20 protein-coding genes are annotated in these 18,963 nt (G+C 64.7%); 4 read left to right on the top strand and 16 right to left on the bottom strand.

What is annotated here, in order from left to right; translation table 11 throughout:
• Positions 1 to 5: 5 nt before the first annotated feature.
• Genes CAL22_RS01080 through CAL22_RS01060 form a run of 5 tightly spaced genes read right to left on the bottom strand, consistent with a single transcriptional unit; the run spans position 6 to position 3,938 of the window.
• Entirely contained in the window at positions 6 to 614 is a 609-nt protein-coding gene (locus CAL22_RS01080; RefSeq protein ID WP_094809647.1) for an SCO family protein, read from the bottom strand.
• 23 nt (positions 615 to 637) lie between these two features.
• Positions 638 to 1,534 (bottom strand): heme o synthase, encoded by an 897-nt coding sequence (cyoE, locus tag CAL22_RS01075; protein ID WP_094809645.1) that lies wholly within the window; start codon positions 1,532 to 1,534, stop codon positions 638 to 640.
• Positions 1,535 to 1,562: 28 nt separating this feature from the next.
• A complete protein-coding gene (locus CAL22_RS01070; protein ID WP_094809643.1) occupies positions 1,563 to 2,576 on the bottom strand; it encodes a COX15/CtaA family protein in 1,014 nt (337 codons plus the stop codon).
• 4 nt (positions 2,577 to 2,580) lie between these two features.
• Positions 2,581 to 3,189 carry an SCO family protein gene (locus CAL22_RS01065; protein WP_094809641.1) on the bottom strand — a complete coding sequence of 203 codons (609 nt, stop codon included), beginning with the start codon at positions 3,187 to 3,189 and terminating at the stop codon, positions 2,581 to 2,583.
• The gene (locus CAL22_RS01060) at positions 3,186 to 3,938 is read right to left on the bottom strand and encodes an SURF1 family protein (RefSeq protein ID WP_094811015.1); all 753 of its coding nucleotides are present in this window, start codon (positions 3,936 to 3,938) and stop codon (positions 3,186 to 3,188) included. The genes CAL22_RS01065 and CAL22_RS01060 overlap by 4 nt, the downstream gene beginning before the upstream one ends.
• Before the next feature lie 34 nt (positions 3,939 to 3,972).
• Here CAL22_RS01060 and CAL22_RS01055 point away from each other — a divergent pair, with 34 nt between their 5' ends.
• On the top strand, positions 3,973 to 4,173 hold the full coding sequence (locus CAL22_RS01055; protein ID WP_094809639.1) for a twin transmembrane helix small protein: 201 nt from the start codon (positions 3,973 to 3,975) through the stop codon (positions 4,171 to 4,173).
• Between the two features lie 53 nt (positions 4,174 to 4,226).
• Here the strand turns inward: CAL22_RS01055 and CAL22_RS01050 are convergent, their stop codons facing one another.
• From CAL22_RS01050 to coxB, 5 genes are all read right to left on the bottom strand, one after another.
• A complete protein-coding gene (locus tag CAL22_RS01050) occupies positions 4,227 to 5,102 on the bottom strand; it encodes a cytochrome c oxidase subunit 3 (protein ID WP_094809637.1) in 876 nt (291 codons plus the stop codon).
• A gap of 33 nt (positions 5,103 to 5,135) precedes the next feature.
• On the bottom strand, positions 5,136 to 5,360 hold the full coding sequence (locus CAL22_RS01045) for a DUF2970 domain-containing protein (protein ID WP_094809635.1): 225 nt from the start codon (positions 5,358 to 5,360) through the stop codon (positions 5,136 to 5,138).
• 4 nt (positions 5,361 to 5,364) lie between these two features.
• Entirely contained in the window at positions 5,365 to 5,490 is a 126-nt protein-coding gene (locus CAL22_RS21395; RefSeq protein ID WP_279628478.1) for a hypothetical protein, read from the bottom strand.
• Between the two features lie 8 nt (positions 5,491 to 5,498).
• Positions 5,499 to 7,103 (bottom strand): cytochrome c oxidase subunit I, encoded by a 1,605-nt coding sequence (ctaD, locus tag CAL22_RS01040; protein WP_094809633.1) that lies wholly within the window; start codon positions 7,101 to 7,103, stop codon positions 5,499 to 5,501.
• A 101-nt stretch (positions 7,104 to 7,204) separates the two neighbouring features.
• On the bottom strand, positions 7,205 to 8,362 hold the full coding sequence (coxB, locus tag CAL22_RS01035) for a cytochrome c oxidase subunit II (protein WP_094809631.1): 1,158 nt from the start codon (positions 8,360 to 8,362) through the stop codon (positions 7,205 to 7,207).
• Positions 8,363 to 8,704: 342 nt separating this feature from the next.
• Between coxB and CAL22_RS01030 the strand changes: the two genes are divergently transcribed.
• The gene (locus CAL22_RS01030; RefSeq protein WP_208621835.1) at positions 8,705 to 9,526 is read left to right on the top strand and encodes an NUDIX hydrolase; all 822 of its coding nucleotides are present in this window, start codon (positions 8,705 to 8,707) and stop codon (positions 9,524 to 9,526) included.
• Between the two features lie 19 nt (positions 9,527 to 9,545).
• Here the strand turns inward: CAL22_RS01030 and CAL22_RS01025 are convergent, their stop codons facing one another.
• Positions 9,546 to 12,131 (bottom strand): cation:proton antiporter, encoded by a 2,586-nt coding sequence (locus tag CAL22_RS01025; RefSeq protein WP_094809629.1) that lies wholly within the window; start codon positions 12,129 to 12,131, stop codon positions 9,546 to 9,548.
• A 173-nt stretch (positions 12,132 to 12,304) separates the two neighbouring features.
• On the opposite strand from CAL22_RS01025, the gene CAL22_RS01020 reads away from it, so the two are divergent.
• Positions 12,305 to 13,135, top strand: a complete 831-nt coding sequence (locus tag CAL22_RS01020) for a metallophosphoesterase (protein WP_432264281.1) — start codon at positions 12,305 to 12,307, stop codon at positions 13,133 to 13,135.
• A 325-nt stretch (positions 13,136 to 13,460) separates the two neighbouring features.
• On the opposite strand, the gene rpoH is transcribed toward CAL22_RS01020, so the two are convergent.
• From rpoH to CAL22_RS00995, 5 genes are all read right to left on the bottom strand, one after another.
• On the bottom strand, positions 13,461 to 14,348 hold the full coding sequence (gene rpoH, locus CAL22_RS01015; protein WP_167383525.1) for an RNA polymerase sigma factor RpoH: 888 nt from the start codon (positions 14,346 to 14,348) through the stop codon (positions 13,461 to 13,463).
• Between the two features lie 134 nt (positions 14,349 to 14,482).
• Positions 14,483 to 14,941 carry a DUF302 domain-containing protein gene (locus CAL22_RS01010; RefSeq protein WP_094809626.1) on the bottom strand — a complete coding sequence of 153 codons (459 nt, stop codon included), beginning with the start codon at positions 14,939 to 14,941 and terminating at the stop codon, positions 14,483 to 14,485.
• Positions 14,942 to 15,036: 95 nt separating this feature from the next.
• Positions 15,037 to 15,726, bottom strand: a complete 690-nt coding sequence (locus tag CAL22_RS01005) for a hypothetical protein (RefSeq protein WP_094809624.1) — start codon at positions 15,724 to 15,726, stop codon at positions 15,037 to 15,039.
• Between the two features lie 57 nt (positions 15,727 to 15,783).
• A complete protein-coding gene (gene fghA / locus CAL22_RS01000; protein WP_094809622.1) occupies positions 15,784 to 16,623 on the bottom strand; it encodes an S-formylglutathione hydrolase in 840 nt (279 codons plus the stop codon).
• A gap of 10 nt (positions 16,624 to 16,633) precedes the next feature.
• Positions 16,634 to 17,740 (bottom strand): S-(hydroxymethyl)glutathione dehydrogenase/class III alcohol dehydrogenase, encoded by a 1,107-nt coding sequence (locus CAL22_RS00995; RefSeq protein ID WP_094809621.1) that lies wholly within the window; start codon positions 17,738 to 17,740, stop codon positions 16,634 to 16,636.
• Positions 17,741 to 17,907: 167 nt separating this feature from the next.
• Between CAL22_RS00995 and CAL22_RS00990 the strand changes: the two genes are divergently transcribed.
• Positions 17,908 to 18,675, top strand: coding sequence for a hypothetical protein (locus CAL22_RS00990; RefSeq protein WP_094809619.1), 768 nt, complete (start codon positions 17,908 to 17,910; stop codon positions 18,673 to 18,675).
• The last annotated feature ends 288 nt before the right edge of the window (positions 18,676 to 18,963 follow it).

Below are 18,963 nucleotides of genomic sequence, written 5' to 3'. Positions count from 1 at the left end.
CCGGCTCAACGGCCGTCGAGCAGCAGCTTGATATCGTTGGCCAGCGCCTGCGCACCCAGGGTGTTGTTGGCCAGCACGCGCGATTCGCCCTTGCCGTCGATGAGATAAAAGGCCGCGGTGTGATCCATGGTGTAGCCGCCGTCTTTGGTGGGCACCTTGGCGTAATAGGCCTTGAACGCGGCGGCAGCCTGCCGCAGTTGCTCGGGGCTGCCGGTCAAGGCCAGGAAACGTTTATCGAAGCTGGTTACATATTCCCGCAGGATTTCCGGCGTGTCGCGCTCCGGATCCACCGTCACCAGCAGCACCTGCACGCGGTCGGCATCGGGCCCGAGCAACTGCATGACCTGGGCCATTTCGGCCAACGAGGTGGGGCAGACGTCCGGGCACTGCGTAAAGCCGAAAAACACCACCGTGACCTTGCCCGCGAAATCCTTCAAGGTGCGCGGCTGGCCGTTCATGTCCGTCAGGGCCATGTTTTTGCCCAACTGCGTACCGGTGATGTCGCTGCCCTTGAACGGCGGCGGCGTTTCGCCGCAGGCGGCCAGCGCCCCCGCGACGGTAAAAGCGGCAATGGCCTGCAGGGCCCGGCGGCGGGTGGACGAAAACACAGACATCGAGCAAATCCCCGTCAAAACGGTCAGACAAGAAGGGCGCTGACCCAGTGATCCACCAGCAGCGCGCCAAACAACAGCGAGAGATAGAGGATGGAATAGCGGAACAGGCGCCGCGAGCGCTCGTCGCTGTAATGTCGATACAGGCCCACGGCGTGGCCCACGAAGATAGCGCCCAGACCGATGGCAGCCAGCAGATAGATCACGCCGCTCATGCGCATGGCATAGGGCAGCAGCGTCACGGCAAACAGCGCAAAGCTGTAGAGCATGATCTGCAGGCGCGTGTATTTGCTGCCGTGAGTCACCGGCAACATGGGCAGGCCGGCCTTGATGTAGTCCTGCGTGCGGTAAAGCGCCAGCGCCCAGAAATGCGGCGGCGTCCAGATGAAGATGATGAGCACCAGCACCCAGGCTTCGGCCGGCACGGCATTGGCCACCGTGGCCCAGCCCAGGGCCGGCGGCATGGCGCCGGACAGACCGCCAATGACGATGTTCTGCGGCGTGCGCGGCTTGAGGATGACGGTATAGATGACCGCGTAGCCGACGAAGGTGGCGAAGGTCAGCCACATGGTCAGCGGATTGACCAGGTGATAGAGCACCAGCATGCCGGCGCCGCCCAGCAAGCCGGACAGGCTCAGGACCTGCGCGGGCGAAATCGTGCCGCGCGCCGTCGCGCGGCGCGCCGTGCGCGCCATACGGGCGTCGATTTCCTGTTCGATCAGGCAGTTGATGGCGAAAGCGGCGGCGGCCAGCAGCCAGATCCCGATGGTGCCGAACAGCACGCGTTTGAGATCAGGCAGACCAGGCACCGCCAAGAACATCCCGATCACGGCACAGAACACAGCAAGCTGTGTGACTCTCGGCTTGGTGAGCACGAGATACTGGCGCAGCAATCCGGGTTGGGAAGCAGCGATAGACGTCATGATTTGCCTATTTTAGCGCCCCTGGCGCTCAAAGCCTGCGCAGGGGCGGGCGGCCCGCCGTGGCAAGCCGCACCAGCACCAGGACCGAAGCCAGCACCAGGCCGGCCGCGCCCCCGTTGTGCAGCACGGCGATCAACAGCGGCCACTGGAAGAAAATCGTGGTCAGACCCGTCACCAATTGTGCGGCAAGCAGCAAGAGCATGAGCCGGGCCGGCCCCGACAGGCCGGGCAGGCTGCGCATGCGCCAGGCCAGCACCCCCAGGTAGACGAAGACGATCAAGGCAAAGTTGCGGTGAACCCAGTGAATGGCCGTCAGGGCGCTCTGGGAGATCATGGCGCCGGAAGGCAGCTCGCCCAGGGCGCGGATCACCGAAAACCCGCCATGGAAGTCCATCGGCGGCAGCCACTCGCCATGGCAGGTGGGAAAGTCCATGCAGGCCAGCGCCGCGTAATTCGTGCTTACCCACCCCCCGAGCGTGACCTGGACGGCCAGCAGGATCAGGCCCACCGCCATCCAGGGCCGCAGGCGCGCCGCCAGCGCCGGCACCGGCAGATGCGGCCGTTCGCGCGCGGCCAGCCAGGTCATCAGGGCCAGCAGCGACAGGCCCAGCACCAGATGCGCCGTCACCACGGCCGGCATCAGTTTGTGCGTGACCGTCCAGGCCCCGAACGCGCCCTGCACGCAGACGGCCACCAGCGCCGCGCTCGCCAAGGCGGGCGATCTACCCAATTGCCGGCGGTAACGCCACGCCATGTAGACGATGGTGATAATGAGCAGGCCCAGCAGCGCGCCCACGTAGCGGTGGATCATCTCGATCCAGGCCTTGGACAGCGTCACCGGCCCGAAGGGCATGTCGCGCGCCGCCTGGTGGATGTCGGGCAGCGCGCCCAGCGGCGTGGCTTTGCCATAGCATCCAGGCCAGTCCGGACAGCCCAGGCCGGAGTCGGTCAGGCGCACGAAAGCGCCGAACATGATCAGGTCCAGCGTGAGAAACCAGGTAAAAAAAACGAGTTTGCGATAACGCTCAATGATGCGGTCCATGGACTCAGCCAATACGCGAGTTATACAAAAGCCTGCTGAGATCCTTGCGCACCTTGACGCCATCGGCATCGGCGGGGAACTGCAACATCAGGTTGCCCAGTGGGTCAACCACCCAAATCGGCCCCAACAAGCCGCCGGTGGTATCCGGCGGCAGAAAACGGGCCAGTTGATCGGCGCGCGCACGCAGCATGAGGGTGCCCTGATAGGCATCGAGCACCTTCTGGGGAACGTCCGCCTCGTCGGTGATGAACCACACGCGCGTGACGCGATCGACATTCTTGCCCTGGCTGGCATGCGCATTGCGCGCGACGAATAGTTTACGCGCACACGCCTGCGGACACTCGCCCTGGTCGGCCGAGATCAGCAACCATTGCCCCCGCAGCGTCGCCGGATCGAAGACCTTGCCATCCAGTGTGGTCAGCTGGAGCTGCTCGGCGCCGGGCAAGGGCCGCTGCGGCTGCACCAGCCGGCCGTAATTGCTGGCGTCCTGCGGCCACCATTGCGGGTTGTGGTAGACCAGCACGGCGCCCAGGATGGGCGCCAGGGCACAGAGGAAAATCAACACCAGCGGCAGCAGGGAAGCGTTACGGGTCATGGCGGTCGGGGCAGTCATGGCAGGGGCCGCCGGCGCCAGGCGCGCCAGGCCAGCGCCACGGCGGCCAGCACGGCGATGGTCGCAAAGGAAAACCACTGCAGGGCATAGCCCTGGTTCTGATGAAAGTCGACGGAAGGTTGTGGCCAATCCCGCAACAAACCATCCCCGGCCGCAGAGGTCTGCATCAAGACCACGGGCAACAGCCGCAGCCCTGTCGCCTGCGCATACGCGGACAGATCCAGATTCTGCACCGTGGGCAGTTGCCCGGGCGCCAGGCGCACGGGCAGCGTGGCGCTGCCGCCTGCGTTCCACAGCTCGAACAGGCGCGGCACATGCGCGGCCAGCTCACCCTGCACGGCCACGCTGCCCGGCGGCGCGGCCGGCGCCACGGGAGCGGCGCCCGGCTGGCGCGGCAACCAGCCGCGCAGCACCAGCACGGCCGGCCCGCCCGGCGCCAGCGCCAGCGGCGTGGCCAGCCAATACCCCGGCCGCCCATCATGATTGCGGTTGTCCAGCCAGACGCTGTACTGCGCCAGCCATTGGCCCTGCGCCCGCGCCGGCCGCCAGGCGGCAAAATCGCCGGGCACGCTGGCAGCGCTCAAGGCCAGCGGGGCCTGGCTGCGGCCGGCCTCGATGGCCGCCAGCACCGCCCGGCGCTCGTCGGCGCGGCGCAACTGCCAGCTGCCCAGGGAGAGACAGACCGCCGCCACCCCAGCCAGCAAAATCAGGGCTATCAGGGTAATCCGGGGCGAATGCGGGCGTGCCATGTCTGCAATAATTTTGTTTTCAGTGGAGGCCGGCATGCGCGTCATCGTCGTCGTGGCCTTCATCGGTATCCTGGCCAGCCTGGGGTCGGCCTTGTTCTATCTGATGAAGGATAAAGGCAGCACCAACCGTACCGTCAATGCCCTTACCGTGCGCATCGGACTGTCCGTGGCGCTCTTTCTGTTTGTCCTCATCGCCAACTATTTTGGGTGGATACAGAGCACCGGCCTGCGCTGACCCCGCAAAAGCCTGCCCCCGTCACCGGGGGCATCCGGCCCGCGGCCGGCGGCTCAGAACCAATACACGAACAAGTACAGGCCCAGCCAGACCACATCCACGAAGTGCCAATACCAGGCCGCGCCTTCAAAGCCGAAATGATGATTGGCGGTGAAATGCCCCCGGCACAAACGCACCAGAATCACCGTCAGCATGGTCGCGCCCATGATCACATGAAAGCCGTGAAAGCCGGTGAGCATGTAAAACAGCGACCCATACGCGCCTGAGTTGAACTTCAGATTCAGTTCGGTATAGGCGTGATGATATTCATAGGCCTGGCAGATCACGAAGATAAAACCCAGCAACACCGTGGCCGCCAGCCAGCACACGGCCGTGCGGCGATGGTCGGCGCGCAGCGCGTGATGCGAGATGGTCAGGGTCACGCCCGAGGTCAACAGCAGCGCGGTGTTGATGGTGGGCAGCCAGAAGGGCCCCACGGTCTGAAAGTGTTCGACCACCCCGGCCGGCCCGAAGTTGGGCCATACCGCCTGGAAATCCGGCCACAGCATCAGCCGGTGATCCATGTCCCCGAGCCAGGGAGTGGTGATGGTGCGCACATACCAGAGCGCGCCGAAGAAACCGGCGAAGAACATGACCTCCGAGAAGATGAACCAGCCCATCCCCCAGCGGTAGGAAAGATCGACGCGCTTGCTGAACAGCCCGCTCTCGGATTCGGCAATGGCGTCGCCAAACCAGAAGTACAGCACGGTGACGACGCCCAGAAAGCCGACCAGCACCGCCCATTTTCCCCAGCCCACGCCATTGACCCAGGCCGCCGCGCCCATGCCGACGATCAGCAGGGCCAGCGCGGTGCGAACGGGATGGCCGGAGTCGGCCGGCACGTAGTAGTACGGCGCTTCTTTGCCTTGAGCGGAGTGACTTGCACCCATGGTTCTCTCCCTGCAACGAAAGTATCGACTTGCTCAGGTCAGGCTGGCGACCGCCCAACGGACGATCATCACCAGCACGACGACGAATAGCACGGCGCCCAACAAGCCGGCCAGAATGACATGGACCGGATTCAACTGGGCAATGTCCTGACGGTAGCCCGCCCCCTTGCGCACCCCGAAGAACGCCCAGGCCACCGCTTTGAGCGTCTGCAAGAAACTCAGCTTGCGTTGCGCGGACTGGTGCAGATCCTCGCTCATGGCGCTACTGCCCCGCCATGCGGCTCAGGAATCCCGCGCCGCGCACGAAGGTCCAGCCAAAAATCGCCAGCACGAAAAGCAGCAGGATCAATCCGGCGACACGGTTGCGGCGGCGTTGTTGCGCGGTCATGGCGGGGCTCATTTGACTTGCGGCGGGGTTTCGAAGGTATGGAAGGGCGCCGGCGAAGGCACCGTCCATTCCAGCCCTTCTGCGCCGTCCCAGGGCTTGGCGGGGGCCACTTCACCCTTGCCGCGATAGCACCGGATCACCGCCCACAGGAATATGAATTGCGAGAGCCCGAACCAGAAGGCGCCAATGGTGGCAATCTGATGAAAGGTCGTGAACTGGGCCGCGTAGTCCGCGTAACGGCGCGGCATCCCGGCCAGGCCGAGAAAGTGCATGGGGAAGAAGGTCACGTTGAAAGAAATCAGCGAAGACCAGAAATGCAGCTTGCCGAGCTTCTCGCTGTACATATGGCCGGTCCATTTGGGCAGCCAGTAATACGTGCCCGCAAAGAGCGCGAACAACGACCCCGCGACCAGCACATAATGGAAGTGCGCCACCACGTAGTAAGTGTCGTGCACCTGGATATCGATGGGCGCCACCGACAGGATCAGGCCGGTAAAGCCGCCCATGGTGAACACGAAGATGAACCCCACCGCGAACAGCATGGGCGTCTCGAAGGTCATGGACCCGCGCCACATGGTCGCCACCCAGTTAAAGACCTTCACGCCGGTCGGAATGGAGATCAGCATGGTGGCGTACATGAAGTAGAGCTGGCCCGTGACCGGCATGCCGGTGGTGAACATATGGTGCGCCCAGACGATGAAGGACAGCACCGCGATGGAGGCGGTGGCATACACCATGGAGGCATAGCCGAACAGCGGCTTGCGCGCGAAGGCCGGCACGATGGCCGAGACGATGCCGAACGCCGGCAGAATCATGATGTAGACCTCGGGATGCCCGAAGAACCAGAACACATGCTGGTAGAGCACCGGATCGCCGCCCGCGGCCGCATTGAAAAACCCCGTACCGAAATGGCGGTCCGTCAGCACCATGGTGATCGCCGCGGCCAGTACCGGCAGCACCGCGATCAGCAGAAACGCCGTGATCAGCCAGGTCCAGCAGAACAGCGGCATTTTCATCAACGTCAGGCCTGGGGCGCGCATATTCAGGATGGTGACGATGATGTTGATCGCCCCCATGATGGACGAGGCGCCCATGATGTGCATGGCGAAAATCGCCAGGTCCATCCCCGGCCCCATCTGGGCCGACAGCGGCGCATACAGGGTCCATCCCGCCGCCGTGGCCCCGCCAGGCACGAAGAACGACACGGTCAGCATGAGGCCGGCGACGGGCAACAGCCAGAAGCTGAAATTATTCATCCGCGCAAAGGCCATGTCCGAGGCGCCGATCTGCAAGGGAATCATCCAGTTCGCAAAGCCCACGAAGGCCGGCATGATGGCACCGAACACCATGATCAGGCCGTGCATGGTCGTGAACTGATTGAACAGCTCCGGCCGGAAGAACTGCAACCCCGGCTCGAACAGCTCGGTGCGCAACAACAGGGCCAGCGTGCCGCCTTCGAGCAGCATGACGAACGAGAAGATGAGATACATCGTCCCGATGTCTTTGTGGTTGGTCGCAAACAGCCAGCGGCGCCAGCCCGTGGGGACGGCGTGATGGTGGTGGTCATCGTGGCCCAGGCCGGGCGACACGTGATCGACTATGACGCTGCTCATGGTGGACTCCTTCCTGCTGATCCGCCGGTCCCTGTCCATGGGGACCGGCGCGATATCTGTATCTACGGAAACAGCTTCTTAAAACAGCGAAGGGGCCGCGCCTAGCGCGCGGCCGCCACGTCCTTGGGCAGGACCACGGGGTCCTGACCCTTGCCTGCGTTGCTCCAGGCATTGCGCGTGTAAGTGATGGCTGCCGCGATGTCGACGTCGTTCAACTGGCCGCCGAAGGCAGCCATGGCCGTGCCGGGCCGGCCCTTGAGCACGGTATTGATCTGCGCGGCCTTGGGCCCGAGCACGGTGGCGTCGCCGTCCAGGGCCGGGAAAGAGCCGGGAATGCCCTTGCCGTTGGCCTGATGACAGGCCACACAGGAGCCATTGAAAGTCTGCTCGCCGCGCGCCATCAGCTCGGCCTGGGTCCATTCCTTGTTCGGATCGTCGGCCTGCGCGGCCATGAGCTTTTTCTGCTCGGCCACCCAGGCGTCGTAGTCTTCCTGCGACTTGACCTCCACCACGATGGGCATGAAGGCGTGATCCTTGCCACAGAGCTCGGCGCACTGGCCGCGATAGGCACCCACCTTGTCGGCACGAAACCAGGTATCGCGCAGAAAACCCGGAATGGCGTCCTGCTTGACGCCGAAGTCCGGCACCATCCAGGAGTGAATCACATCGCCGGAGGTCAACACCACGCGGACTTTTTTATTGACCGGCACGACCATGGGCTTATCCACCTCCATGAGGTAGAACTCGCCCTTGGGCTCGCGATTTTCAATCTGCGCGCGCGGCGTGGACAAGGTGGAGAGGAATTTGACGCCGGTGGCTTCGCCGTCGAGATACTCATAGCCCCACTTCCATTGATAACCGGTGACCTTGACGGTCATGTCCGGACTGGAAGTGTCTTTCATGGCGACCACGGTCTTCGTGGCGGGCAAGGCCATGGCGATGACGATGATGAAGGGGATCACGGTCCAGGCGACTTCCACGCCCAGATGCTCATGAAAGGTGGCGGCCTTGTGGCCGCGCGACCGGCGGTGAGCCCAGATGGAATAGAACATCACACCGAACACACCGATGAAGATCACAATACAGATCGTGAGCATCATCCAGTGCAACCACATCGCATCACGCGAGATCTGTGTCACACCTTCGTGCAGATTCAGCTGATTGACCCGTGGGCCGCCCGGCATGTCCTGGACCTGGGCATAAGCCATGTTGCCGACAAGTAGCGCACCTGCTCCCAGCACCCCTCTCCACATCTTCATGCTTACCTCGAAACATGGCGCGGATGGCCCAATACCGCCGCACGCCGTACGGGCCGCCGGAAGGCAGGGAACGCGCAATTATTAGACGGTAGTCACGAACCAGGCGAAAGACAACAGACCCTGTCGCTCCCACACACAACACATCTAAAACCGCGGAATTATAGCTACAGGCCAAATCTTGTGTAAGTTCTAGATAGCGAGACTTGCCTGCCAACTATTTAAATGCCATGCCCGGATGAAGCCTTCAAATAAACATGGCTTGCTGCGCCTGTTTGCCTCCGAGACCGTCGCGGCCCCGGTGCAACCGGTCCCTAGACTATACCGTGAACTAAAATCCGCTTCATGCTTCGACTGTCTTCTCTACCCGACCCCGAACGACTGGCTCATCTGTCGGCCGCTTTGCGCGACAAGGCACAACAGCCGCCGCCCGAGCACGCCCGCCCCGTTTACATCGGCGGGCAGCGCTGCGGCTGGGCCACGCTGGCCGCCTGCGACGCGCTGCGCGACAGCGGCCTGGTCCGCCTCGATGACGACGCGCTGTGGCTGCTGCCCGAGCTGGGCCCGGGCCCGGCGCTGGACGCGGCGCTGGCCGACTTAGCGCAAACCCTGCGCGACGCCAGCTGCCTGCGCGGCTGGCGCGATGAACTGCTCGATATCACGGCCGGCACGCAGCATCTGGGCGCGATCGAGCGCGCCGCGATGCGGCCGCTGGGTCTGCCGACATTTGCCGTGCACCTGAATGCCTGGACGCCCGAAGGCCGCCTGTGGGTCGCGCGGCGCGCGCTGTCCAAATCCACCGACCCCGGCATGTGGGACACGCTGGTCGGCGGGCTGGTCGGCAGCACGGAGTCCCTGGACCAGGCGCTGGTCCGCGAATGCGCTGAAGAGGCGGGCCTGGAGCCCGGGCAGATCCGCCAGCGCAGCCCCTTGCGCACCGTGCTGCGCATGCAGCGGCGGCTGCCCGAGGGCTATCAGGTCGAAGCGCTGCTCAGCAGCACCTGCGTACTCAGCCACGATACGCAACCGGCCAACCGCGATGGCGAAGTCATGGAAATCGCCACGCTGGACGCCACGCAGGCCGTCGACCGCATCGAGGCCGGCGAATTCACGCTCGAAGCCGCCCTGGTCATCCTGGAAGACATCCAGTACTGCAGCGCAGCATAAAACGGCCGCGCCCTGGCGCTCAGTCTGGCGCCGGCAATCCCTTGGGATCCTCGGCGCCGGTCGGCGGCGCGCCCTTGGCCGGCGGCGTCACGCCAGGCGGATAGACCTGGCCCGTTTCGGAAAACTGGCGCCAGACCTCGATGGCGCGCAGCCGTTGCTTGACCACCTTCTCGATGCGCTCGCGCAGATCCGGATCGCGCGCCAGCACGGCGCGCAGGTCACGGGCCGAGAGCATCAGCAGCTTGCTGTAGCCCAGCGAGCGCACGTCGGCATTGATGTGCTCGTCGCCCATCAGCGCCAGCTCGCCGAAGAATTCGCCGCTGCCCAGTTCCACCGTCGTGTTGTCGGGCAGTTGCACGACCACGGCGCCGGACGCCACAAAACACATTTCCTGGCCATGATGGCCATGCGCCAGAATGCGTTGGTCCGGCAGGGCCAGGCGCGGCTTGAGCAGCTTGCAGATCGCGCGCAACGAGTCCGGGCTCAACCCTTCGAAAATGGGTACCCGCTTGATCAGCTCGGCCGCGCTCAGTTCGATATCCAGGGGCGGGCGGCGATCGATATGCTCCCAGCGTGTTTTCAACTGCGCCATCAGATCGGCATACACTTCGCCGCTGATCAGGAATTGCTCCAGCATGTCGCGGTAACGGATGCGCTCGAGTTCGCGGGCGACGCGCCCCAGATAGCTCTCCTGCAGCCACAGCGCATAACTCGGATACTGCAGATTCAGCGCCTGCAAGGCGTTGTCCACCAGATCCAGACGGCGCTGGTGCGCCGCCACGATTTGCTGCGCGGCATCATCGCCCAGCAGCGGCCCGATCTGCTCACGCGCAAACTGCATCAGGCGCTGCGCCACCGAGCGCTTGGTTTGCAGATTGGCGAAGCGCTGGCTGAGCTCCCGGGCCAGCCAGCCCTGAAAGCCAAACACATAATGCACGCGCAACGCCAGACGGAAGCCGGGCGAGTACCGCACATCGGCCACGATGGCCTGTTCGAAGCCCTTGACGCCGCCCATGCGCACGGCATCTTCGAGGCGTTCGGCGCGGGCCAGCAGACTTTCGGCCATGCGCCAATCGACGATCTGCGCTTTGAGAATGTCAAAGAACATTTCTTCTTCGTGCCGCGCCACGATGGCCAGGCCGACGGCCGTGCGCTGCTCCACGCTCATGCGCCCCACCTGGCTGTCGTGCACCGCCGTCAGGCTGGCATCGAATACGGCGTGGATGCGGTCGCGCGCCTCGGGCGCGATATGGTCTTCCTTGGCGATTTCGTCGGTCTTGCCCTGCAGCGTCTCCAGCGCGACCGACAGCGCCTGATTACGAATGGTGCGCTCGACGGGCGAGAGCTGATTCAAGCCCAACATGCGGATCAAGGGCCGCAGACTGATACCGTTGATGAACAAGGTGGCCAGCACGAAACCGGTGGTCGCCACCGCCACGAACTGGCGCGCCTCCTCCGGCACGGTGGTCTGTTCGGTCACAGCCAGCGCCAGCGCCAGCGAGACCGCGCCGCGCAAGCCCCCCCAGAGCATGACGCTCTTGTAGGGGTTGCTGACCTCGGCGCCGATCTTGAAGATCTGCAACAGCGGCAGCAGCCCGAAGACCACGATGGCGCGCGCCACCAGCGTGGCCACGAACACCACCACCACCAGCAACAGCTCCTGCCAATCGGCCGCCGCCATCAGCTTGGGGATCAGCATGGCGGCAAACACGAAAATGAGCGAGTTGGCCCAGAAGCCGAACTGCTCCCAGAAATTGGACAGGTATTCGAAGGTCGTGGGCGACATACGCGTGCGCCCCGTCGAACCGACCACCAGGCCGGCCACCACCGTCGCCACCACGCCGGAGACATTCAAGTAATGCTCGGAGATGAAGAAGGACAGATAGGCCAGGGTGAGGGTGAGCGTGATCTCGGCCGTGGGGTAGCCGCGCAACCAGGCAAACAGCGAGCAGGCCGCACGACCCATCAACCAACCGGCCAGCCCGCCGCCCAGGAAGTGGATGATGAAATCATTGAACACGGCGCCGGCCGAGATTTCGCCCGAACCGCCCAGCGCGGCCAGCAGCACCGAGTACAGCGCGATGGAGGCCGCGTCATTGAACAGGCTCTCGCCTTCGACCAGCGTGGTCAGCCGCTTGGGCGCGCCCACCTCGCGGAAGATCCCCACCACCGCGGCCGGGTCGGTCGTGGCGACGATAGCGCCCAGCAACAGACACACCAGCAAGCCATAAGAAGACACGGCGCTGACGGCCACCCCCACCACCAGCGTGCACACCACCACGGCCACGATGGCCATCATCAGGATGGGGCCGATGTCGTTCATCAGCCGCCGCACGTTCATCGACAGCGCCGTCTCGAACAACAGCACCGGCAAAAACACCATGAGGAAGGTTTCGGAAGAGATCTCGAAACGCTCGATCGTGTCCAGCAGATCGCCCAGGACCGGCGGCGCCCAACCATGCAGATGGATGCCGATGCCCAGCAGACAACCGACGATGGCCAGCAGCACGGAATAGGGCAGGCCCAGGCGCCCGGCCAGGGGCGGCATGAAGCAGACCAGGGTCAACAGCCCGGCAAGCCCGAAAACGAGAAATCCGATATCCATGGGAAGGCGCGATGGCGCAAGACAACAAGGCCCAAGGATAGCGTCTTTTTCCCGCCTGCCCGATACGGGCGCGCCGGCCGCACCCACACTTGGTTACGCCTGCCGCGCAGCGAAAACATGCGGGCCACGGGATTTTTCGCTAACGTGGCGCTTTCCGATACCGGGAGCGGCCTTTGGCCCACGACCAGCTTGAAGCGCGCCGCCAGGATGCGCCGGCCTTGCTGCTGCAATTGACCGACTCGCACCTGATGTACGACCCGCAAGCGCGCCTGCATGGCGTCAACACCGACGCCTGCCTGCGCGCCGTGCTCGACCTCGCGCGGCGCGAACAGGCGCGTCCCGACCTCATGCTGCTGACCGGCGACCTGGCTCAAGACGGCAGCGCGGCGGCCTACCAGCGGCTGCGCCAGCATTTACAGGATGCCGACCATCCCATCCGCTGCCTGCCGGGCAATCATGATTCGGCGCCGGAACTGCGCCGCCAATTGGCCGCCTGGTCGCAGCCTGTCCATGACTTGCCCGGCTGGCGGGTCATCCTGCTGGACTCCACCGTGCCCGGGCAGGATTTCGGCCATATCGGCCCGGCGCAATTCGACTTTCTGGAACACGCGCTGCGCGAGGCGCAATCGCGCCATGTGCTCGTTGCGCTGCACCATAACCTGGCGCGTGTCGAGGGCGCGGCGCACGATGCGCTGATGGTGGACAACGCCGCGGCGGTATTTGCGCGGCTGTCGGACCACCCTCAGGCTCGCGTCGCGCTCTGGGGCCATATCCACCAGGCCTTCGACTGCCGGCATCACCACCTGCGCATGCTGGGCGCGCCCTCGACGTGTTTTCAGTTCACGCTCGACGAGGGCCGCCACGCCATCGATCCGCAGGCGCCGGGCTACCGCTGGCTCAAGCTCTATGCGGATGGGTCGATCGCCACGGGGGTGTCCCGCCTGGATGCGGGCACCTGGGCCGCGCTGCGCGGCGACGCCGCGCCCGCCGACATCGCGGCCTGAGCCGCGCGCCTTCGGGCCACGCCCGTGTGGGCCGCAAAATAAAAAACGGGGCACCCATATGCGTAGGTGCCCCGTAAACCGTCCGTCTCATAGGGGAGGGGAAAGAGGAGAAGCCGAGACGGACGACAAGACTGCAACACAAACCAAGATTGCGGTCTAAGAGGATTAGTCCAGGCCCGGCGCCATAAGTTTCGGGCTGCACGCCCCGATTGCCCCCAATTTTGTATCAATCGGTGTCGTATCCGCATCTGTCCACCAATACCCTGGCCAGAAAAAACAATGCCTGCCCCGTGGGCAGGCATGGCGCCGAACAGCGAGGCCGGACTCAGGCCGCGGCCAGCGTGCCCCGCATTTTCTTTAGCGCCGCCGCTTCGATCTGGCGGATACGCTCGGCCGACACGCCGAACTCGGCGGCCAGTTCGTGCAGCGTGGCACCGCCATCGTCCTGCAGCCAACGGGCCTGGACGATCCGGCGCGAGCGCGCATCCAAGGCCATGATGGCATCGGACAAGCCCTTGCCCTGCAGATCATCGCGCGCTTTGCGCTCCAGGACCCGGGTCGGCTCTTCCCGGCACTCATCGGACAAATAGGCGATCGGCGCAAAGCTGTCGTCGTCATCGTCCTGGTTTTCCAGCGACAGGTCACGGCCCGACAGGCGGACCTCCATCTCGCTGACATCCTCGCGGCGGACATTGAGCTCGCGGGCGATGCGGTCGACCTGCTCGGTATCGAGCGTCTGGCCATCCGGACGCATGCTGCGCAGGTTGAAGAACAGCTTGCGCTGGGCCTTAGTGGTCGCCACCTTGACCAGGCGCCAGTTGCGGATGATGTATTCGTGGATTTCGGCCTTGATCCAGTGCACGGCAAACGAGACCAGGCGCACACCGCGCTCGGGGTCGAAACGTTTGACGGCCTTCATCAGGCCGACATTGCCTTCCTGGATGAGGTCGGCATGCGGCAATCCGTAACCCAGGTACTGACGAGCGACCGATACCACCAGGCGCAGATGCGACAGCACCAGCTCACGGGCGGCTTCGAGGTCATCGCCATCGCGCAGGCGCCGGGCCAGCGAGGACTCTTGCTCGAGGCTCAGGACAGGCAGACGGTTGACCGTCGAAATATAGGCATCGATCGTGCCCAACGCACCTGGATTGGCAACCGCCAAGGCCAAGGCGTTGCCCGAGGTGGCCAACGAGGGACTGGCAGAATTCATAGTGCGGCCTCCATGGAACGAGGGGAAAACGGGCATTAGCTTGATGTTAGCACTCCAAATCTTTGAGTGCTAATTCGACTCCCGCGCTGCAGCAAAGTTCCGGTTTCAGGAGATGGCAGAGCGGTCCGCCCCCGTTATTTTTGGGCCACGCGCTTGCCGACCAGATCGATGACCGGCGCCAGCCGCTCCTGCAAGTGCGCCGGCAGGCCCAGATCGGCCACCGTGTGCATCAAGACCTCGACGCGGCCGGCGCGCTCGCGCACCAGCACGCGCAGCGGCAAATCCAGCGCCACATCGGGCGCGGCCAGCATCAACGGCGTGCCCGCCCTGGGATTGCCGAAGATGAGGACCCGGGTCGGCGGCATGGACAGGCCGGCGGTCCGGGCCGCGGCGGCATGGTCGATCTCGGCGAAGAGGGTCATCCCCTGCTCGATCAGGCCCTCGCGCAGGTGCGCGACCGTCTGCGCGACATCGCGCGCGCTGTCGAAGGTCACCAGGGCATTGTGGGCTTGCGCGCTGGCGCCCAGGCCCAGCACGGCGCAGACCGCGGCGATGCCGCGGCGGATGACACGGGAAGGATGGCAGTTCGGCATGGTCGCTCCTCAACGGGCAGAGAGCGTCCGAGTATAGAAAGGCCGGCCGGCGGCATGGCAGGCGCGGCGCCGGAATTGGACCGAGCGCCGGCCGGCTACCAGCCGCGCGCTTTCAGCCCTTGCTCGGTGGCCGCATCGGCAGGGCGGATAAACAGCGCCCCGCGCGGATCGAACAGCACCTGATAGCGCGCGCCATCGAACAACGGCATATAGGCTGCGCTACCGTAGGTGACATCGACAAAGGGCAGCCAGCCCGGGAACCAGGCCTTGACGGCGCTGATGTCGGGCACGGGCCAATCGTCCAGCGCGTGGACCGAGCGCGTGCCGCTTTGCTCGCGCTGCACATCCCGATAGCGGCCCGACAAGCGCTCCAGGCGGTAGAGCGGCGGCGCCCCCGTCACCAGCGCGGGCAGGCGCCAGCGCACGACCTTGGCATCGATCTGCCATTCATCGCCGTAAAGGGTGTAGTCGCGCGTGCCCAGACCCTCGGCCTGCGCCGCCACCCGATATTGATTGTCGCCCTGGCGGGTGACCTCGATGTCGGCCACGGGCTGATCGGTCGTCAGGCGGAAGAACTGCAGCAGCGACAAGGCCAGCAGGACCGAGACGCAGGCCAGCCCCGCCAAAAGCAGCCCGAACAGGCGCCGCACGGGCCGCAGCCGGAAGGTCTTGCGGCCCATGTCGTCGCGCGCGCCGCCGCGGCCCAGCAACATGCCCAGGCCGAGCAGGAACACGACGATCGCCACCAGGGCGATCCATACGAAAGGCGTCAGCAGATCAGTCAAGGACGAGCGCTCCGGTCAGGGGTCGCGAAAGTATAAAAGCGGCCTGCCCGGCAAGCCTTAACGCAAGCGCTCGACGTGAAACCGGATGTGATCCGCCATGAAGGTCGAGATGAAGTAATAGCCATGGTCGTATCCTTCGTGGCGGCGCAAGGTCAGCGGCTGCCCGGCCTGCTGGCAGGCGGCCTCGAACGCCTCGGGATACAGCTGCTCGGCCAGGAATTGATCCGACAGGCCCTGATCGATCAGGATGCCCTGGGGATAGGGATTGCTCAGGCCGCGCATCAACTCGCTGGCGTCGTGCTGCGCCCACAGCGCCGTGTCTTCGCCCAGATAACCGGCGAAGGCTTTCTTGCCCCAGGGGCAGCGCGTGGGCGCGGCGATCGGCGCGAACGCCGAGACGCTGGCCCAGCGCCCCGGATGCCGCAGCGCCAGGGTCAGCGCGCCATGGCCGCCCATGGAATGGCCGAACAGGCCCGCGCGCGCCGCATCGCCGGGCAGATCCCGGGTCGCCAGATCGAACAGCTCTGCCGCCACGTAGGTTTCCATGCGGTAGTGCGGCGCATACGGCGCCGTGCGCGCATCCAGATAAAACCCCGCGCCCGCGCCGAAATCCCATTGGTCGGTCTCTCCGGGCACCCCCGCGCCACGCGGACTGGTGTCGCAACTGACCAGCATGACGCCATGCTCGGCGGCCAGGCGCTGCGCGCCGGCCTTGATCATGAACGTCTCTTCGGTGCAGGTCAGCCCGGCCAGATAGAACAGCACCGGCACGCGGCCGCTTTCGGCCTGTTGCGGCAGAAAGACCGAAAACCGCATGGGCAGACCGATCGCGGTGGAGTCATGGCGGTAGAAGCGCTGGCGGCCGCCAAAAGCCCGGTGTTCAGAGAGCAGTTCCATGGCGCGCCCGTCAGTACAGCACGACCGAACGGATGGACTCGCCGCGCTTCATCAGATCAAAGCCCTCGTTGATGCGATCCAGCGGCAAGGTGTGCGTGATCAGATCGTCGATGTTGATCTTGCCTTCCATGTACCAGTCGACGATCTTGGGAACATCGGTGCGGCCGCGCGCGCCGCCAAAGGCCGAGCCCTTCCACTCGCGTCCGGTCACCAGCTGGAACGGGCGGGTGCTGATTTCGGCGCCCGCCTCGGCCACGCCGATGATGATGGACTGGCCCCAGCCCTTGTGGCAGCACTCCAGCGCCTGACGCATCACCTTGGTATTGCCGATGCACTCAAACGAGTAATCCGCGCCGCCATCGGTGAGCTGGACGATGTGGTCGACCACATTTTCGACATCGTTGGGATTGACGAAGTGGGTCATGCCGAACTTGCGCGCCATGGCTTCGCGCTCGGGGTTCAGGTCCACCCCGATGATCTTGTCCGCGCCCACCATCTTGGCGCCCTGGATGACGTTCAGCCCGATGCCGCCCAGACCGAACACCACCACATTGGCGCCGGCTTCGACCTTGGCCGTGTAGACCACCGCACCGATCCCGGTGGTCACGCCGCAACCGATGTAGCAGATCTTGTCAAAGGGCGCGTCCTCGCGCACCTTGGCCACGGCGATCTCCGGCACCACGATGTGATTGGCGAAGGTGGACGTGCCCATGTAATGGAAGATGGGCTTGCCGTCGATGGAAAAACGCGAGCTGCCATCGGGCATCAGGCCCTTGCCCTGCGTGCTGCGGATGGCCTGGCACAGATTGGTTTTGCGCGACAGGCAGAATTTGCACTGGCGGCATTCGGGCGTATAGAGCGGAATGACATGGTCGCCCTTGCGCAGCGAGGTCACGCCGGGGCCGACATCGACCACCACGCCGGCGCCTTCATGGCCCAGGATGGCGGGAAAGATGCCTTCCGGGTCCGCGCCCGAGAGGGTGTAATAGTCGGTGTGACAGATGCCGGTGGCCTTGACTTCGATAAGCACCTCGCCGGCGCGCGGGCCGTCCAGATCGACTTCTTCGACGGTCAACGGGGCACCGGCCTTCCAGGCGATGGCGGCTTTGGTCTTCATGCGAGGCTCCTAGGTGTATCTGCGGGTACTGAAAAACAGTTCCAGATGTTAACCTGACCAGTCGCGTGCCCCCGGAACCGAAATCGCGGGCTTGACCGCAGGCGTTGGTGGCACTATTTATATAGGGTATCGATCCCTAACGTGCTTGCGCCACCGCGAGACCTGATATGGCCCGTCTGCCCCGTCTGTATGCTCCAGGGCTGCCCCAATTGGTGCAGGCCAACTTTGTCCAGTCGCTGGCCTCGCCTTCGCAGCCTGCGCCCTCGGATATCCTCAATCAGCTGGCCGGTTGGTTAGGCGAGTCCGCGCATCGCCACAAAGTGGCGGTGCATGGCTGGGTCCTGGCCAATGACCGCATCCTCTTGCTGGCCACGCCGGCCGATGAAGAAGGCTTGCCGCGCCTGATGCAGACCCTGGGCCGCAATCTTGCCGCCCGGCTGCGCGGCGGCCGGGTATTCGCCGGCCGCTATCGCTCCGCGCTGCTGGAGCCAGGCGTCTGGGTGCTGCCCTCGCTGGTCTGGCTGGAAACCTACCCGGTGCGCAGCGGCTCCTCCGTCGAGGCCGACACCTGGCCATGGTCTTCGGCAGCCAGCCATACGGGCAACTCCAGCGTGGCCGCGGCGCAATGGCAATCCGATCACGCAGACTACTGGTCCTGCGGCAACACCCCCTTTGACCGCCAGGCCAATTACCGCAAGCTGCTGCATGACGGCCTGTCGCGCGAACAGACGCAGCGCATCGAGCAGGCCGTTTCGGGCCAGTGGGCACTGGGCGGGCAGGAGTTCATCGCCAGCCTGACCCACACGGCCAGCCGCCGCGTGGCCCCCGGGCAACGCGGACGGCCGCGCAAAAAGCCCGCCGCCCCGCCCATCGACCCCGCCGACACCCCCCCCGCGCCAGGCGGCCTGCCTGGCAGCAACGGCGTCAGCAACTAATCTTCACCCGGCCCTGCGCCGGGTGAAGCCTTTTCGGCCCTTGCGCCTGCCGCGCCGGGGCTCGCCCGGCGAGCCGGAGCGCCTCCCTGCCTCGCGCCAAGGGCGCACGATGTTGCGCTTTTCCGCCCCGTTTCGCGTCCTGAGTGTGGCTATTTAATCAGGGACATATAGTGACGGTTTTTGGCATTTTCCTGCCGCTAATCGGTGACGCATAAGCAGGACGATTTGTAAAACACTGATAGATAACGACTTTTGTTTTGTCCCTTTTTAACACCAAACTAAATTAGT

The sequence above is a fragment of the Bordetella genomosp. 12 genome (assembly GCF_002261355.1).
GTDB lineage: Bacteria > Pseudomonadota > Gammaproteobacteria > Burkholderiales > Burkholderiaceae_B > Bordetella.
The sequence above is the reverse complement of the archived record's forward strand: the minus strand, read 5'-3'. Positions and strand labels throughout refer to the sequence as shown.

Coding starts and splice junctions, on each gene's coding strand:
- CAL22_RS01060 (WP_094811015.1), bottom strand. CDS start 3,938: ATGGCACGCCCGCATTCGCCCCGGATTACCCTGATAGCCCTGATTTTG.
- fghA (WP_094809622.1), bottom strand. CDS start 16,623: ATGGAACTGCTCTCTGAACACCGGGCTTTTGGCGGCCGCCAGCGCTTC.
- CAL22_RS01070 (WP_094809643.1), bottom strand. CDS start 2,576: ATGGACCGCATCATTGAGCGTTATCGCAAACTCGTTTTTTTTACCTGG.
- CAL22_RS01055 (WP_094809639.1), top strand. CDS start 3,973: ATGCGCGTCATCGTCGTCGTGGCCTTCATCGGTATCCTGGCCAGCCTG.
- cyoE (WP_094809645.1), bottom strand. CDS start 1,534: ATGACGTCTATCGCTGCTTCCCAACCCGGATTGCTGCGCCAGTATCTC.
- CAL22_RS21395 (WP_279628478.1), bottom strand. CDS start 5,490: ATGACCGCGCAACAACGCCGCCGCAACCGTGTCGCCGGATTGATCCTG.
- CAL22_RS00990 (WP_094809619.1), top strand. CDS start 17,908: ATGGCCCGTCTGCCCCGTCTGTATGCTCCAGGGCTGCCCCAATTGGTG.
- coxB (WP_094809631.1), bottom strand. CDS start 8,362: ATGAAGATGTGGAGAGGGGTGCTGGGAGCAGGTGCGCTACTTGTCGGC.
- CAL22_RS01030 (WP_208621835.1), top strand. CDS start 8,705: ATGCTTCGACTGTCTTCTCTACCCGACCCCGAACGACTGGCTCATCTG.
- rpoH (WP_167383525.1), bottom strand. CDS start 14,348: ATGAATTCTGCCAGTCCCTCGTTGGCCACCTCGGGCAACGCCTTGGCC.
- CAL22_RS01080 (WP_094809647.1), bottom strand. CDS start 614: ATGTCTGTGTTTTCGTCCACCCGCCGCCGGGCCCTGCAGGCCATTGCC.
- CAL22_RS01065 (WP_094809641.1), bottom strand. CDS start 3,189: ATGACTGCCCCGACCGCCATGACCCGTAACGCTTCCCTGCTGCCGCTG.
- CAL22_RS01050 (WP_094809637.1), bottom strand. CDS start 5,102: ATGGGTGCAAGTCACTCCGCTCAAGGCAAAGAAGCGCCGTACTACTAC.
- CAL22_RS01010 (WP_094809626.1), bottom strand. CDS start 14,941: ATGCCGAACTGCCATCCTTCCCGTGTCATCCGCCGCGGCATCGCCGCG.
- ctaD (WP_094809633.1), bottom strand. CDS start 7,103: ATGAGCAGCGTCATAGTCGATCACGTGTCGCCCGGCCTGGGCCACGAT.
- CAL22_RS00995 (WP_094809621.1), bottom strand. CDS start 17,740: ATGAAGACCAAAGCCGCCATCGCCTGGAAGGCCGGTGCCCCGTTGACC.
- CAL22_RS01045 (WP_094809635.1), bottom strand. CDS start 5,360: ATGAGCGAGGATCTGCACCAGTCCGCGCAACGCAAGCTGAGTTTCTTG.
- CAL22_RS01025 (WP_094809629.1), bottom strand. CDS start 12,131: ATGGATATCGGATTTCTCGTTTTCGGGCTTGCCGGGCTGTTGACCCTG.